This window comes from Pseudomonas sp. 22072 (assembly GCF_052046095.1).
Taxonomy (GTDB): domain Bacteria; phylum Pseudomonadota; class Gammaproteobacteria; order Pseudomonadales; family Pseudomonadaceae; genus Aquipseudomonas; species Aquipseudomonas paracarnis.
Window position 1 is genome coordinate 58,931 of sequence record NZ_JBQEQE010000009.1, and the last position, 16,142, is coordinate 75,072.

Genomic DNA, 16,142 nt, shown 5'->3' on the forward strand with positions numbered 1-16,142 from the left:
TTCGTATCAGGACCCCGTCCCGATACACAGCCATACAAAACCTAGGAAATTGTTGTTTTTGCCTCTGCATGTATCCTTCGCCACAGCAGATACACTGCAATACAAACCGCCGCGGGCGAACGGGCTCAGCCTCTATAGACTGAGCCGCAATTTCCAATGACAGAGGCTTGGCCCATGGAACACGTTGATCACATCCTCATCGTGGACGATGACCGTGAGATTCGAGAGATGGTAGGCAACTACCTGAAGAAGAACGGCCTGCGGACCACCGTGGTTGCCGATGGCCGCCAGATGCGCTCGTTTCTCGAGGCCACGCCGGTAGACCTGATCGTGCTGGACATCATGATGCCCGGCGACGATGGCCTGGTGCTCTGCCGCGACATTCGCGCCGGCAAACACAAGGCCACGCCGGTGCTGATGCTGACCGCCCGCAACGACGAAACCGATCGCATCATCGGCTTGGAAATGGGCGCCGACGATTACCTGGTCAAGCCGTTCGCCGCCCGTGAATTGCTGGCGCGCATCAACGCTGTGCTGCGCCGTACGCGCATGCTGCCGCCCAACCTGGTCGTTACCGAAACCGGAAGGTTGCTGGGGTTCGGGCGCTGGCGCCTGGACACCTCCGCCCGCCATCTGCTTGATGAAGACGGCACCATGGTCGCCCTCAGCGGCGCTGAATATCGCCTGCTGCGGGTGTTCCTCGACCATCCGCAACGGGTACTCAATCGCGACCAGTTGCTCAACCTGACCCAGGGCCGTGACGCCGACCTGTTCGACCGTTCCATTGATCTGCTGGTCAGCCGCCTGCGCCAACGCCTGCTTGACGATGCCCGCGAGCCGGCTTACATCAAAACCGTGCGCAGCGAAGGGTATGTCTTCTCGCTGCCAGTGGAAGTGCTTGGAGCACCGGCATGAAGCCTTCGCTGCATTGGCCTCGTACCCTCATCTCGCGGCTGTCGCTGATCTTTCTGGTCGGGCTGACCCTGGCGCAGGCCTTGTCCTTCGGCGTGCAGTATTACGAGCGTTACGAAACCGCGAAAAACACCATGCTCGGTAACCTGGAAACCGATGTATCGACGTCCATTGCCATCCTTGACCGCTTGCCCGCCGAGGAACGCATGAGTTGGTTGAAACAACTGGATCGACGCAATTACCGCTATTTGCTCGGCGAAGGCTCGCCAGGCGTCGCTCTGCGTGACACGCCGATTGCAGTGACCTCGATCAAGGAGGCCATCGGCAAGGATTACCCGATGACCGTGACAGACATTCCCGGGCCTATCAAACATTTCCAGGTCCATCTGAAACTGGCCGACGGCAGCCCGGTGACCATCGACGTGCGCCCCTCGATGGTGCCGTTGTCGCCGTGGCTGCCGGTGGTTTTGCTGGGCCAGTTGGCCTTGATGATTCTATGCACGTGGCTGGCTGTGCGTATTGCCATACGCCCGCTGACCCGACTGGCCCAGGCCGTGGAAAACCTTGATCCCAACACTCACCCGGTGCATCTGGATGAACAAGGCCCGACCGAAGTCGCACACGCTGCCATCGCCTTTAATGCCATGCAGGCGCGCATTGCGGCCTATCTGAAAGAACGCATGCAACTGCTGGCGGCGATTTCCCACGACCTGCAAACCCCGATCACGCGCATGAAGCTGCGTGCCGAGTTGATGGACGACTGCGGTGACAAAGACAAATTGTGGAATGACCTCGGCGAGATGGAACATCTGGTGCGTGAAGGCGTTGCCTATGCCCGCAGCGTGCATGGCGCCACCGAGGAAAGCCGCCGTACCGATCTTGATTCATTCCTCGACAGCCTCGTGTTCGACTACCAGGACATGGGCAAGGACGTGCAGCTCAGCGGCAAAAGCAACGCAGTGATTCACACGCGGCCCCACGCGCTGCGCCGAGTGCTAGTAAACCTCACGGATAACGCGCTCAAATTCGCCGGTGCAGCGCAACTGCGGGTGGAGCCGAAGGAGGGCGACAGCCTCTCGGTGACCGTGATGGATCGTGGTCCCGGCATTGCCGAAGAGGAGCTGGCCCGTGTGATTGAGCCATTTTACCGCGTGGAAAATTCGCGCAACCGCAGCACCGGCGGCACGGGCCTGGGCCTGGCTATCGCCCAGCAACTGGCACAAGCCCTCGGCGGCACCCTGACCTTGAGAAACCGCGAAGGCGGCGGACTGTGCGCTGAACTGAGATTACCGACGCGCTCATCGTAGGAGGAGCGAATAATGCAGGATTCGTTCAATCTGTCCCGTTTCGTCGAGGCGCAGCGCCGGGTGTTCAGTCGGGTCATGGACGAGCTGCGCGCGGGCCGCAAGACGAGCCATTGGACGTGGTTTGTCTTCCCCGCAAACGCAGGGGCTGGGTCGCTCCGCTCAAAGCTGATCTTTCATCCGGCTCGTAATCAATAAAGGCTGCCTGCTCACCCCCGACTGGCTGCACCACTCAAGCGCAGACATACCAAACCAGCGATGAAACGCCCGCGAAAAAGTGCTGACATCGGCGTAACCCAGCAGATGCGCCACGTGTGTAAGACTGACTGTCGGAACCAGCAGGTAATTGCGTGCCAGTTGTTGGCGAGTCTCATCCAGCAACTGCTGAAAAGACGTATTTTCTTGAGCCAAGTGGCGCTGCAAGGTTCTTGGGGTGACTGCCATGCAATCGGCCACCTTGTCGATCGTTGCACGTCCGCTGGGCAACAAGTTACGCAGCAATTGCCTGACGTAGCCAGGCATCACGTCTGTCGACAAGCGCTCTATACCTGATAGATGTGTAGCAAGAATCTGATGTAGTGCTTCGCTGGAGCGATCCAGTGGTTGCGCCAGCACGCATGCGTCAAATAGCAGACCAGTACGTGCTGCTGAGAACGTTGGTGTAATACCCAGTGCCTGGCGATAGCCCCACTCATCGGCAAGGGGCGGATGACGAAGCATTACCGCCTCAGGTTGCCATTGATCCCCCGCCAACGCGAGCATCAGTTTTAAACCGACACCACACGCCAGTTCTTCTGCTTGAGGCAATCCGACAATCGACATCTCATCGGTTCGATAACTCAGCAACGCGACGCCTTCGACAACCTCCAAATCAACCTGTGCCGCGCCGTTGTACAGCCCGAAATTCGCGCGCAGTTCGAGCAATGCATCGCCGATGGTTCGAGCGTTGTGGATCAGGAAAAACATATCACCGAAGACGTCGACACCTTGGTGGAGCCCGAATTCCAGGCCGAACAATGCGTTATTCGAACGCTGCCGGCACATTTGCAACAAGCTGCAATATTGTTGGAAGGAGAGGATATCTTCCGGGCGCTGCAGCGACATCGCAGGCACACGGGCCTGTAGCAGTATACGGCTTGGGTCCAGACCCTGACGCCGGGCAAATTGATCGAACCCTGTCAGACTGATTGCACGAATAAATGGATTGGACGCCATTTTTTACCCAAGAGTTTGTTGCATGCGCTGCTTCCACTTCTGCGGGCTGACGCCATTCCAGCGCGTGAAAGCCCGGGAAAAGGTGCTCAGGTCGGCATAACCCAACATACCTGCCAGCTGTGTCAGGCTGATCGATGAGTCGCAGAGGTAGCGTGCGGCCATCGTCTGGCGCGTTTCGTCCAGCAGCTCCTGAAATCGCGTGTTTTGTGCCCGAAGATAACGTTGCAAGGTGCGCGGGCTGATCATCATGTACTTGGCCATGTCGCGAAGCGTGACCGGACCATTGGCAAGCTCATTGCGTAGCCTTTTTTGCACATAAGACGGTAATTCTTGCAGTGTTACGCGCGCTAACTCGTCGATCTGTTGCTGGGCTAATAGTTGACACCTGACGTCTGTAGCTCCGAGAGGTCTCGCCAGTAATGACTCATCGAAAACCCAGGCATTGACGGTGCTGTCAAAGCACGGAGGGACACCCAGCAGCGTGCGATAGGCAATGCGGCTGGCCGGAGCGCTGTGGCGCAACATCAGAGCTCTCGGTTTCCAGGCGTACCCTAGCAGTTCGCGGAGCAAGCATGCGGCAACTCCCATCGCCAGTTCCACTGTCTGATGTACTGAGGCCAACGTACCGTCAATGACTTCGTACACAAGAAGGGCACTGCCGCCTCGGCGTTCAAGGCGCACTAGTGCGCCGTCACTGTGTATATGGAAATAGCGTGTCAGCAGATTCAGCGATTCGCCCACATTGGCCGCGTTACGCATGGCGTACAGCAGAGTGCCTAGACTTTGCGTGCCTTGGTGCAAGCCTAACTGTAAGCCGAACAAGGGATTGCTCGACCGTAACGCACATAACTGGACCAACGCATTGAATTGAGCGCCGGATATTTGAGCGTTCAGCGGATCTTCGGGCAGGTCTACCTCCGCCAGCGCCGAAACCGGATCAATCCCCTGACTGGTAGCAAACGCCTTGAAACCAAGCAAAGCAACACCACGCACTGTGGACATCATCTGAGCCTCTCGAATGAAATACTGCCTTTGGCCTGAGAAGTATTGGCACGATATGCAAAATCTCTGGCGCGATATGCAAAGCTTTCACCCTTGTCCCGAGACCACACTCGAACGACCAATAACAAAAGACCTGCGTTCGGCCCAAGGCTGGACGATGGAGGTATACGATGCGTCGGTTTCTGTTCGCTTTGCTGGTGGTCGCGCTGATTTCGGGTGCGCTGTATGTTCAGCCACGGCCCGCTGACCACAATGTTGTTCATCATGCCAATCACCCGCCGGTTGCCAGCATCAGCGATGCCTTCACGCATTTCTGAGGACTGAAGCGTGCTCCTGCACAGAGGCGTGCTCGCGGAACTCGCCACTAGAAAGTGCTCCGTGCAGGAACATTTGCTCCAGCGTTCGGGCCGACTCGGCGTTGGCTGCACGCCCGCGCTGTTCGGCATCCACCAAGCCGTAGACCAGGGTGATGAACAGCTCGGTAAAAATCGCTGCGGTAATGTCGATGCGAAACAGTCCTCTTTGCTGACCTCTGAGGAAGAACTCGTCTAGCGCCGCCAGGTAAAACTGCCAGCGTGTGTCACCCCGTTCGAAGTCGAGGAAGTCTGGGCGGTATTGCGCCATAAGAAAGGCAAGCAATTCGCGATGAGCCAAGTGCTCGCGGATCAATCGACGCAGCGCGTCCAAGGGCTGCAGGTGCTGCAAACCGGCGCTGCGGATAATCAGATTGAGCGTACTTTCGGCGTACTCCTCCAGTCTCTGCCCTAGATTTTCCCGTGTCCCACAGTAGCGGTGCAGGGTCGCTTTACTCATGCCCGCCAGTTGCGCCAGCTCTTTCATTGTCGCCCGGGGGCGATTGACAACCGCCATAGTCAGCGACTTGAGCATTTGTTCATCATGGGAATTGGGTGTCATCACCACGCCTTTAGCGATGTTTATACAGGGATCACAATATTCTCATATGAGACAATGTTGACTCATTAGAGTTTGCAAAGTAGCATCCGCACCAAGTTCAATCAAGCCTTGGGTGAGAGATGGGAAATTTGCGTGCGATAGGGATGGCAGGCTCGCTGGCAGCGGCCATTGCGCTGGCCGGGTGTGGGCCGTCGAATGAACAAACGGATGTGGCCGAAGTGGCGCGTGCTGTAGAGGTGCTGGCAGTAAAGACGGAGCCTCTGGCTCTGACTTCGGATTTGCCGGGCAGGGTAGAGCCCATGCGAGTCGCCGAGGTGCGCGCGCGCGTGCCAGGCATCGTGATGCAAAAGCGTTTTGAAGAGGGCGCGGATGTCAAAGCCGGGGACCTGCTGTTCCAGATCGACCCGGCGCCGCTAAAGGCGGCCTTGTCGCGAGCAGAGGGTGAATTGGCCCGCACCCAGGCCGTCGCACTTGAGGCACAGGCGCGGGTCAAGCGCTATGAACCGTTGGTGAAGGTCGAGGCGGTCAGCCAGCAAGACTTCGACAGTGCCATGGCCGACCTGCGCAGCGCCCAGGCGGCCACGCGCTCGGCTCAGGCCGATCTGCAAAGCGCGCGCTTGAACCTTGGTTATGCTTCGGTGACTGCACCGATTTCTGGTCGTGTCGGCCGTGCGCTGGTAACCGAAGGTGCGTTGGTCGGTCAGGGGGACGCGACGTTGATGGCGCGGATTCAACAGCTTGATCCAGTCTATGTCGATTTCACTCAGTCGGCCGCCGACGCGCTGCGCCTGCGCGAATCGCTCAAGGGCGGAAAACTCTCCGCTGATGACAGTAAGACGTTGTCGATTCGTGTCGACGGCACCGCTTTTGAGCGTCAGGGCGCACTGATGTTTACCGATATCGCCGTTGATCGCGGCACCGGGCAGGTGTCATTACGCGGCAAGTTCGCCAACAGCGACGGCGTGTTGCTGCCGGGCATGTTCGTGCGCGTGCGCACGCCTCAAGGCACCGACAAACAGGCCATTCTCGTGCCCCAGCGCTCGGTGCAGCGCGGCAGCGATGGCGGCGCGCAGGTCATGGTCGTCGGCGCCGACGGCCGCGCCGAAGCGCGCAATGTGGCGACCGGTTCCATGCAGGGTTCGCGCTGGCAGATCAGTGAAGGCCTGAAGGCTGGCGATCAGGTGATTGTCAGCGGACTGAGCGGCCTGCAACCAGGTGCCAAGGTCGTACCCGCCCAGCCCCAAGCCCAGGCTCAGTCGCCTGAGTCGCACCAGTAAGGGCGCCGTCGCCGCGAGGATATTCCGATGTCTCTGTTTTTTATCAAACGCCCGAACTTCGCCTGGGTGGTAGCGCTGTTCATTTCTCTGGCCGGTCTGCTGGTCATTCCGATGCTGCCGGTAGCGCAGTACCCCAACGTCGCGCCGCCGCAGATCAAGGTGACGGCGACCTATCCCGGCGCCTCCGCGAAGGTGCTGGTGGACTCGGTCACCAGCGTGATCGAAGAGTCGCTCAACGGTGCGAAGAACCTGCTGTATTTCGAGTCGACCAACAACTCCAACGGTATCGCCGAAATTGCAGTGACGTTCCAGCCGGGCACAGATCCGCAGCTCGCTCAGGTTGATGTGCAAAACCGCTTGAAAAAAGCCGAAGCGCGGATGCCGCAAGCCGTGCTGACCCAAGGTCTGGAGGTGGAGCAAACCAGTGCCGGTTTCCTGCTGATCTATGCGCTGAACTATAAGGAAGGCACCCAGCACAGTGACACCACCGCATTGGGCGACTACGCCGCGCGCAATATCAACAACGAGCTACGCCGGGTTCCGGGCGTCGGCAAGCTGCAGTTCTTCTCCTCTGAAGCGGCGATGCGCGTCTGGCTCGACCCGCAGAAACTGGTGGGCTACGGGCTATCCATCGACGACGTCAGCGCGGCCATCCGTGGCCAGAACGTGCAAGTGCCGGCTGGCAGCTTCGGCAGTACGCCGACCAGCAGCCAGCAGGAACTGACCGCCACCCTGGCGGTGAAAGGTACGCTGGATAATCCGGAAGAATTCTCTCGTATTGTCCTGCGTGCCAACGAGGACGGTTCGACGGTCAAACTGGGCGACGTCGCCCGCGTGGAAATCGGTCAGGAAAGTTACAACTTCAACTCGCGCCTGAATGGCAGACCCGCCGTGGCAGCGGCGATCCAGTTGTCGCCAGGCGCCAACGCGATCCAGACCGCAACTGCGGTCAAGCAGCGCCTGGCCGAACTGTCGGCCTACTTCCCGGATGACGTGGAATATTCCGTTCCTTACGACACCTCGCGTTTCGTTGATGTCGCGATCGAGAAGGTTATTCATACCCTGATCGAAGCGATGGTCCTGGTATTCCTAGTGATGTTCCTGTTCCTCCAGAACATCCGCTACACCTTGATTCCGTCGATCGTGGTACCGGTGTGTCTGCTGGGCACGCTGCTGATGATGTACGTGCTGGGCTTCTCGGTGAACATGATGACCATGTTCGGCATGGTGCTCGCCATCGGCATTCTGGTGGACGACGCCATTGTCGTGGTGGAGAACGTCGAACGGATCATGGCCGAGGAGGGGTTGTCGCCGGTCGACGCCACGGTGAAAGCGATGGGGCAGGTATCGGGCGCGATCATCGGTATCACCCTGGTGCTTTCGGCGGTGTTCATGCCGCTGGCATTCATGTCCGGCTCGGTCGGTGTGATCTACCAGCAATTCTCGGTATCGCTGGCGGTGTCGATTCTGTTCTCCGGGTTCCTCGCGCTGACGTTCACCCCGGCGCTATGCGCCACGCTGCTCAAGCCGATTCCACAAGGGCACCATGAAAAGCGCGGCTTCTTCGGCGCCTTCAACCGTGGCTTTGCCAAGCTCACCGATCGCTATTCAGTCCTGAACAACGGGCTGGTGGCGCGTTCCGGCCGGATGATGTTGGTGTACCTGGGCATTATCGCCATGCTCGGTTACTTCTACCTGCGCCTGCCGGAATCGTTTGTGCCGGTGGAGGACCAGGGCTACATGATCGTCGACGTCCAGCTGCCGCCGGGCGCGACCCGTACCCGTACCGAATCGACTGGCGAACAACTGGAGCGTTACCTGGCTACCCGTGACGCGGTTCAGTCGACGTTCCTGGTGTCCGGCTTCAGCTTCTCCGGGATGGGCGATAACGCAGCGCTGGCATTCCCGGTGTTCAAGGACTGGTCGGAGCGTGGCGAAGATCAATCGGCCATGGCAGAGGTCAATGCGCTGAACGAGCAATTTGCCGTGGCCAACGACGGTGCGGTGATGGCCGTGCCACCGCCGCCGATTGACGGTCTGGGCAACTCCGGTGGTTTCGCCCTACGCCTGCAGGATCGTGCCGGCCTGGGTCGGGAAGCGTTGCTCGCTGCTCGTGATCAGGTGCTTGGTCAGGCCAACGGCAACCCGAAAATTCTCTACGCGATGATGGAAGGTCTGGCGGAGTCGCCGCAATTGCGCGTAGTGATCGACCGTGACAAGGCGCGCACCCTGGGGGTGAGTTTTGAATCGATCAGCAGTGCGTTGTCTGCCGCTTTCGGTTCGGAGGTGATCAACGACTTCACCAATGCCGGCCGCCAGCAGCGCGTAGTGGTGCAGGCCGAGCAGGGCGACCGGATGACTCCGGAAAGCGTGCTCAAACTGTACGTACACAACAGCGCGGGCGATCTGGTGCCGCTCAGCGCTTTCGTCACCACGCATTGGGAGGAAGGTCCGGTGCAGGTAGTGCGCTACAACGGTTATCCGTCGGTGCGCATCGTCGGTGATGCCGGGCCGGGCTACAGCACCGGTGAAGCCATGGCAGAAATGGAGCGTATCGCCGCGCAGTTGCCGGCCGGTTTCAGCTACGAGTGGACCGGTTTGTCCTACCAGGAGAAGGTCTCCAGTGGTCAGGCCACGCAACTGTTTGCGCTGGCCATTCTGGTGGTGTTCCTGCTGCTGGTGGCGCTGTACGAGAGCTGGGCGATTCCGTTGACCGTGATGCTGATTGTGCCGATCGGCGCCATCGGTGCGGTACTCGCGGTGATGGTCGCCGGCATGCCTAACGACGTGTACTTCAAGGTCGGTTTGATCACCATCATCGGTCTGGCGGCGAAGAACGCGATTCTGATCGTCGAGTTCGCCAAGGAACTCTGGGAGAAAGGTTACAGCCTGCGTGACGCCGCGATCGAGGCCGCACGGCTGCGCTTCCGGCCAATCGTGATGACCTCCATGGCCTTCATTCTCGGCGTGGTGCCGCTAGCACTGGCGACCGGGGCAGGGGCTGCAAGTCAGCGGGCAATCGGTACCGGGGTGATCGGCGGCATGCTCAGCGCGACACTGCTGGGTGTGTTGTTTGTACCGATCTGTTTTGTGTGGGTGCTGTCGATGTTGCGCAGTAAACCGGCTCCCATTGAACAACCCGCTTTGGCTCAGGAGTGACACATGCGTATTTCAGGATTTTCTACGCTGGTGATCGCCATGTTGTTGGCCGGTTGCTCGTTGGCGCCGACCTATGAGCGGCCCATCGCACCGATTGCGGACAACTGGGCGGGCGAGTCGTTGAAACAGGGCGCTCCGATCAACCAGTTGGCGTGGCAGTCGTTCATCGTCGATCCCGACCTGCGCCGTCTGGTGGGTGTTGCGCTGGCTAACAACCGCTCGTTGCGCCAGACCCTTTTGGACATCGAGCAGGCCCGGGCGCAGTACCGCATTCAGCGAGCCGATCGGGTTCCGGGGCTGAACGCAAGCGCGTCCGGCAATCGCCAGCGCTTGCCGTCGGACCTGGCCAGTGACGGCCGGGCAGGGGTGGTCAGCCAGTATCAGGTCGGTCTGTCGCTGCCCGAATACGAGCTGGATCTGTTTGGCCGGGTAAAAAGCCTCAGTGACTCTGCGCTGCAGGAATACCTTGCCACCGAAGAAGCAGCCCGCGCCGCGCAGATCGCGCTGATCGCCGAAGTCAGCCAGGCCTATCTGGTTCACGACGGCGCCCAGCGTCGGCTGGAGTTGACCCAACAAACCCTGAGCAGCCGCGAATACTCGTTCGCGCTGATCAGTCAGCGCCGCTCCAGCGGCACGGCGACAGCGCTGGATTATCAGGAAGCTCTGGGGCTGGTGGAACAGGCGCGAGCCGAACAGGAACGCAATCTGCGCGAGAAGCAGCAGGCGTTCAACGCGCTGGTTTTGCTGCTGGGCACAAAGGACGCGGGCAAGGTGATTCCCGAGCGGCTGACGACGCAGCCGATGCTGGTGCAAGACATCCCTGCGGACACCACGTCGACGCTGATCGAGCGCCGGCCGGACATTCTTGCGGCCGAGCATCGACTGCAAGCGCGCAATGCCGATATCGGCGCGGCACGGGCGGCGTTCTTTCCGCGTATCAGCCTGACCGGCAGCTTTGGTACTTCCAGCGCGCAGATGTCCGGTCTGTTCGACGGCGGTTCGCGCTCCTGGAGTTTCGTACCGAACCTTTCGCTGCCGTTGTTCGATGCTGGTCGCAACAGTGCCGGGCTGAGTCTGGCCGAAGCCCGCAAGGATTCAGCTGTGGCGACCTACGAAGGCACGATTCAGACGGCGTTCCGCGAGGTCGCCGATGCATTGGCTGCCACCGACACCTTGCGCCGGGAGGAGGCCGCGCGCCGCGCGCTGGCCAATACCAGCACTGAAACCCTGAGTCTGGCCAAGGCCCGATATGAAGGCGGTATCGACAGCCACCTGCGTTATCTCGATGCGCAGCGCACCAGTTTCGTCAATGAAACAACGTTTATCGAGGTCAGCACGCAACGCCAGATTGCTCTGGTCGATCTGTTCCGTTCGCTGGGCGGAGGTTGGTCCACGCCGACAACCGTTAGATAACGCCTGACAAGAGCTCCTTTGGTTGGCGCATCCAACCGCCTTTGCCCCGCAGACCGAAAGGTCTCGGGGCTTTTTTTTCCAGGAAAACCGAGTAAGGCTTACAACGCACTCGCTGCGCCGGCCGCGCCATGCAGGAACATCTGTTCCAGCACATTGGCCGAGTTGGCACTGGCCGCGCGCCCACGGCGCTCGGCATCAACCATGCCGAAAATCATGGTCAGGAACAGCTCCGTGAAAACCGCGGCGGTGACATCGATACGAAACGCGCCCAGTTGCTGGCCACGCAGAAAAAAAGCATCCAGAGCGTCAGCATAAGTCTGCCAGCGGTCGCCCTCACCATTGACCGCAAACGTGTCGGGGCGGTACTGAAAGAGCAGGAAAACCAGCATTTCCCGATGCGCGAGATGCTCGTTGATCAAACTGCGCAACGCCTGTACCGGCTCGCCGTGCAACAGGTCGGTGGTGGTGGTGATCTGGTTCAGCACCGTCTCACCGTGGCTTTCCATCATCTGCACCAGGTTGTCACGGGTGCCGCAAAAACGATGCAGCGTAGCCTTGCTGACGCCAGCCGCTTCAGCCAGTTCCTTGAGTGTCGCCCGAGGGCGATCCACGATGGCCAAGGCCAGCGCCTTGATAAGTCGTTCGTCTTGAGGAGTCAGGGTCATCAGTCGGTCTCGAATCGAATTTCAATCCGCCGAATTGTGCAGGAAAAGCTCATTACTGCAACGAAAACCACCGAAATAGAGCAAATGACTTCATCTGAGACAGTTTTGTTCATCACGGGATCGGCGTTGCGCACCGTTCGAATGTCATGAATTGTAAGAGGCCTGCGCGATCTGATCCCCATGCGGCGCCTGGGCAAGGATCGACTCAGTGACTGGCCACCAACAAGGCCAGCGCAGTGCAAGCAGTCTCGGTTTCGGCTCGCAATCGATCCAGATCACCGTGGGCCGACCAGGCAATGGTCAGCCCGTCTACCAGTTGAATCAGCAAGCGGCTGGACGCCTTTAAAAACGCTTCGCTCAACTCAGTTCCCATGGCTCGCTGCAGCGCCTGCTCGGTGGCTTCAATGGCCACCGAGTAAATCTTGCTGGCCATTTGCGGGTCATTGCGCATTGCCCAGAAGAACAACTCGGTCTGCGCCCTGGCCGCATCCGGATGATCGATGAACCAAGTGATCAATTGCCGCAGAACTTCGGCTGCCGTCGCCGCAGCAGTGGCCCCGGCCGGTACCTGTTCCAGCGCTTGCGGTGGCAGGCTGAACAGCGATTCGTAGACCGCATAAAACAGGTCGTTCTTGGTATGGAACACGTAATGCAACGAAGCTAACGGACAGCCGGCTTGCGCCGCAATACGGCGGGTCGTGGCATTGGCTACGCCATGCTCGGCGATCACTCTGATCGTTGCCTCGACGAAATCCTGCCGGCGTAATTCAGCGCCCATTCTGGCCATGGTTCAGCAATCTCCTTTATTCCTGGCGCCCTATAACGACAAGGGCGATGTCGACGCTTGCGGATCCTACAGCAACAAATCGCCAGGCGTCATGAATGGAAAGGGGACATGAAACGGCTGCACCAATAATGGTAACAACTGTTTCGTTATTTCCCGAATCGGTGCGTTTCGGCGAAACAAACGGAAACATCCTCCGGCAGTTTTATCGCGCTGTATACCCCTCGATCGCGCAATCGATTGATAAGAAACGACTAATTCCCGCTCTGTGGATCTTGGCACCGGGCTTGCTTTGATTACTCGACTTGGTCATTTGATCAAGTCAGTTGATTAGGTTAGCGCAGGCAACGGGTTGCCACCGTAAAGACCACCCCGTTGCTGATCAAGGCCCACGAGGATCCCTCCCATGAACACAATGATTGAGCGCCCCCATAACAATTTTTCTATTGGCGTCGTAATCCGGCATCTGGTCGCGGCCGTCGCGACCTCGGCGTTTTTCTGTACGGCACAGGCAGCAGATAAGGATCCAGCATTACTCGGTACCAAACTGACTCCGCTGGGAGGCGAGGCGGCGGCCAGTGCCGACGGGGTGATTCCCGCGTGGACAGCACCCGGTCCTCAAGGTGGCAGTTGGACCCATGGCCAAGTGCGCGGCAAGCAATGGACGTTCAAGGATGACAAGCCGCTGTTCAGCATCGACTCGGGCAACGTCGATAAATACGCCAGCAAGCTTTCACCGGGCCAGGTAGAAATGTTCAAGAAGATTCCCGGCTACCGGATGGACGTGTACCCGACACGACGCAGCTGTGGCGTGCCGGATTTCGTCGCGCAGAACACGAAGAAGAACGTCGGTTTCGCCAAGCTCGACGGCGACGGCCTGGCGTTGCAGGAAGCCTATGTTCCAGGCATTCCGTTTCCATTTCCAGCCTCGGGTGCCGAAGTGATGTGGAACATGAAAATGCGCTATCGCGGCGTTGGCTTCGATATGTCGAAAACCGTTTCCGGAATTTCGCCACGCAAGGGCAGTGAAGACTGGCTGCGCACCTCCACCGACTGGTTCATGTACACACCATGGGGCGTGAAGGGCAGCGCGCTGTTCTCGTCATTCGATCGCCTGGAAGTCGCCACCTACTTCAGCTACACCGACCCCGCCGCGCTTGCCGGACAAGCCGGGGTGGTCACCACCAAGGCCGGCGAGCAAGCCACCACGTTCTATTACTTCCCGGGCCAGCGCCGCGTGCGGCGCATGCCGGCGTATTCCTACGACGCACCGCAAATCGGCCTGGACAATCAATACACCATCGATGAATCCAACGTGTTCTTCGGCCCCATGGACCGCTTCGACTGGAAGCTGCTGGGCAAGCAGGAAATGCTTGTGCCCTACAACTCGTTCGGGGCCTACGACAACTCGGCGAAGATCGAGGAGGTGGCCAAGCGCGACTTCATCGCTCCCGAATCGCGTCGCTATGAGCTGCACCGCGTGTGGGTGGTCGAAGCGACCGTCCGCCAAGGCATGCGCCATCAGGCACCGAAGCGTCTGTTCTACATCGACGAAGACAGCTGGAACGCGCTGATGGCGGTGGACTACGACAAGCAGGGGCAAATCTGGAAGGTCCGCGAGGGTTACACGATCCCGGTGTACGAGACCGGCACCTGCGACATGGAAGCCCAGGCGCAATACAACCTGGTTGACGGTCGCTACCTGTACGACATGACCTCCATTGGCACCGGCAAGAACGACCATCGCTGGCTGACCGACGGGGCGAGCAATCCGCGCCTGAAACGCGACTTCTACACCTCCGACAACCTGCGCGCCAACAGCGAACGCTGATAGCGGCTTTCGGGAACAGACATGAAAAAAATAATCAGTAGAACCTCAGGTCTTGTCATCGCGTGTGCAACCCCATTTGCCATGGCGTTCACCTTTGAAACCGAAAACATTCGCGGCTCTTTCGACTCCACCATCGCCGTGGGCATGGGACTGCGCACCGAATCGCGCGGCTGCAACCTTATCACTAGCGGCCCCGGCGGGCACAATCCACCCAGCGGCTGTCTGGCGCCCAGCGCAGGTGTTGGTGACCAGGGCGACTTGAACTACGACCGGGGCGACCTGTTCACCAACTACATAAAAGGCATCCATGAACTGGTGCTGAAGTTTCCCGAAGACTACACGTTCATGGCGCGCGGTAGCTGGATTCGGGACTTTGCCGCGACCGACACCAGCGGTGCGCTATCGGCTAACCGGCCTGAAGGTGTCGGTAGCGACGGCCTCACCAGTGGCGCCCGAGACGATCTGGAGTTCAAGGCGCGTCTGCTGGATCTGTGGGTGAGCAAGAGTTTCGATGTCGGTGACCAACGTGTTCGCGCTCGCCTGGGTAATCAGGTGATCAACTGGGGCGAGAGTCTGTTCGCTGCTGGCGGCATCAACAACACCAACGCTTACGATGTCATGGCATTGTCGCGTCCCGGTACCCAGCTCAAGGAAGCCTTGCTGCCGGCCCCGATGTTGAGCCTGGCGTCGGGGCTTGGTGCCGGGGTGAATATCGAGGCGTATTGGCAGTTCAATTGGAACAAAAGTGAATTGCCCCCGGTAGGGAGCTATTGGTCCACCACCCACGCGCTGGGTGAGGGCAGGGGTACCTACGGGTACGATGAAAAAGAGGCGCGCAACAGCGGCCAATGGGGCGTGTCACTGCGCTGGCAGCCTGACAACACCGATCTCAACCTGGGTCTGTACGTGATGCGTTATCACGACAAACTGCCGTCACTGAGCGTGCAGGTGGATCCGCAAACCTTCGCCGCGGCGCCGACCTGGGAATATCCGGAAGACCGCATGATGTACGGCATCAGCGCCAATATGCCGGTCGGCGACTGGGCACTGGGCACCGAGTTGTCCTATCGTCCCAAGGATGCGGTACCGCTCAACCCGGTCATCGACGCTTGCGCCGCCAACGGTGGCAAATGCTGGAAAGACGCAAAGAAACTGCAATGGCACCTGACCGGCATCTACAGCATGACGCCGTCCAACTCGCCGACCTTGCTCGAATTCACCGGTGCCAGCACCGGTACCTTGTTGAGCGAACTGGTGGTCGTGAAATACCCCGGTCTGCATAACGACTACGCCGGGGAACCCATCGCCGCCGGCCTTAATACCTGGCAACTGGACCCGGCCATCGCGCCGAGCGCCAAGGGTAACAAAACCTCCTCTGGCATCAGCCTCGATTTGAGCCTGACCTATGACAACACGCTCGTTCCTGGCTGGCAGGTCACGCCGGGAGTGTTCTACTCGCGCTCGATCAACGGACGCACCCCGAACCTGTCGGCCACCTTCACCGAAGACGCCAGCAGCATGAACCTCTACCTCAACTTCGTGCGCAATCCGGCGAGCTGGCAAATCTCGGCCAACTACGCAAAGTTCATGGGCGGCAAGACCCCTTACGATCAACTGCTGCGTGATCGCGATTACGTTGGCCTTGTGGTTTCCCGAACCCTGTGA

The 16,142-nt window shown here is 59.4% G+C and carries 14 protein-coding genes; 9 read left to right on the forward strand and 5 right to left on the reverse strand.

The window, feature by feature from the left end:
• Positions 1-174: 174 nt before the first annotated feature.
• The 3 genes from ACTJLA_RS11750 to ACTJLA_RS11760 are packed head-to-tail and all read left to right on the forward strand — an operon-like array spanning position 175 to position 2,414.
• Entirely contained in the window at positions 175-915 is a 741-nt protein-coding gene (locus tag ACTJLA_RS11750) for a response regulator (RefSeq protein WP_054918946.1), read from the forward strand.
• Positions 912-2,219, forward strand: a complete 1,308-nt coding sequence (locus ACTJLA_RS11755) for a sensor histidine kinase (RefSeq protein WP_054918947.1) — start codon at positions 912-914, stop codon at positions 2,217-2,219. Before ACTJLA_RS11750 ends, ACTJLA_RS11755 begins: the two co-directional genes overlap by 4 nt.
• A gap of 12 nt (positions 2,220-2,231) precedes the next feature.
• Complete coding sequence (locus ACTJLA_RS11760; protein WP_374225741.1) at positions 2,232-2,414, forward strand: DUF1810 family protein; 183 nt, start codon at positions 2,232-2,234, stop codon at positions 2,412-2,414.
• Here ACTJLA_RS11760 and ACTJLA_RS11765 read toward each other — a convergent pair.
• Positions 2,379-3,431, reverse strand: coding sequence for an AraC family transcriptional regulator (locus ACTJLA_RS11765; protein ID WP_072446649.1), 1,053 nt, complete (start codon positions 3,429-3,431; stop codon positions 2,379-2,381). The genes ACTJLA_RS11760 and ACTJLA_RS11765 overlap by 36 nt on opposite strands.
• Positions 3,432-3,434: 3 nt before the next feature.
• Positions 3,435-4,433 carry an AraC family transcriptional regulator gene (locus ACTJLA_RS11770; RefSeq protein ID WP_232241639.1) on the reverse strand — a complete coding sequence of 333 codons (999 nt, stop codon included), beginning with the start codon at positions 4,431-4,433 and terminating at the stop codon, positions 3,435-3,437.
• 170 nt (positions 4,434-4,603) lie between these two features.
• Between ACTJLA_RS11770 and ACTJLA_RS11775 the strand changes: the two genes are divergently transcribed.
• Positions 4,604-4,750: a hypothetical protein gene (locus ACTJLA_RS11775; protein WP_169918921.1), complete on the forward strand. Its 147-nt coding sequence runs from the start codon at positions 4,604-4,606 to the stop codon at positions 4,748-4,750.
• Here the strand turns inward: ACTJLA_RS11775 and ACTJLA_RS11780 are convergent.
• Positions 4,737-5,348, reverse strand: a complete 612-nt coding sequence (locus tag ACTJLA_RS11780) for a TetR/AcrR family transcriptional regulator (RefSeq protein WP_054898511.1) — start codon at positions 5,346-5,348, stop codon at positions 4,737-4,739. The two genes, ACTJLA_RS11775 and ACTJLA_RS11780, sit on opposite strands and share 14 nt — an antisense overlap.
• A gap of 119 nt (positions 5,349-5,467) precedes the next feature.
• Between ACTJLA_RS11780 and ACTJLA_RS11785 the strand changes: the two genes are divergently transcribed.
• Genes ACTJLA_RS11785 through ACTJLA_RS11795 form a run of 3 tightly spaced genes read left to right on the forward strand, consistent with a single transcriptional unit; the run spans position 5,468 to position 11,197 of the window.
• Positions 5,468-6,625, forward strand: a complete 1,158-nt coding sequence (locus tag ACTJLA_RS11785) for a MexC family multidrug efflux RND transporter periplasmic adaptor subunit (protein ID WP_314543596.1) — start codon at positions 5,468-5,470, stop codon at positions 6,623-6,625.
• Positions 6,626-6,652: 27 nt separating this feature from the next.
• Positions 6,653-9,784, forward strand: coding sequence for an efflux RND transporter permease subunit (locus ACTJLA_RS11790; protein WP_054918955.1), 3,132 nt, complete (start codon positions 6,653-6,655; stop codon positions 9,782-9,784).
• A gap of 3 nt (positions 9,785-9,787) precedes the next feature.
• Positions 9,788-11,197 (forward strand): efflux transporter outer membrane subunit, encoded by a 1,410-nt coding sequence (locus ACTJLA_RS11795; RefSeq protein WP_314543593.1) that lies wholly within the window; start codon positions 9,788-9,790, stop codon positions 11,195-11,197.
• A 98-nt stretch (positions 11,198-11,295) separates the two neighbouring features.
• On the opposite strand, the gene ACTJLA_RS11800 is transcribed toward ACTJLA_RS11795, so the two are convergent.
• Entirely contained in the window at positions 11,296-11,862 is a 567-nt protein-coding gene (locus ACTJLA_RS11800) for a TetR/AcrR family transcriptional regulator (protein ID WP_044273809.1), read from the reverse strand.
• Positions 11,863-12,067: 205 nt separating this feature from the next.
• On the reverse strand, positions 12,068-12,649 hold the full coding sequence (locus tag ACTJLA_RS11805; RefSeq protein ID WP_169918920.1) for a TetR/AcrR family transcriptional regulator: 582 nt from the start codon (positions 12,647-12,649) through the stop codon (positions 12,068-12,070).
• Positions 12,650-13,052: 403 nt separating this feature from the next.
• Between ACTJLA_RS11805 and ACTJLA_RS11810 the strand changes: the two genes are divergently transcribed.
• Together ACTJLA_RS11810 and ACTJLA_RS11815 are read left to right on the forward strand one after the other, a co-directional pair.
• Complete coding sequence (locus tag ACTJLA_RS11810) at positions 13,053-14,477, forward strand: DUF1329 domain-containing protein (RefSeq protein ID WP_314543584.1); 1,425 nt, start codon at positions 13,053-13,055, stop codon at positions 14,475-14,477.
• A 21-nt stretch (positions 14,478-14,498) separates the two neighbouring features.
• Positions 14,499-16,142 carry a DUF1302 domain-containing protein gene (locus ACTJLA_RS11815; RefSeq protein WP_054896432.1) on the forward strand — a complete coding sequence of 548 codons (1,644 nt, stop codon included), beginning with the start codon at positions 14,499-14,501 and terminating at the stop codon, positions 16,140-16,142.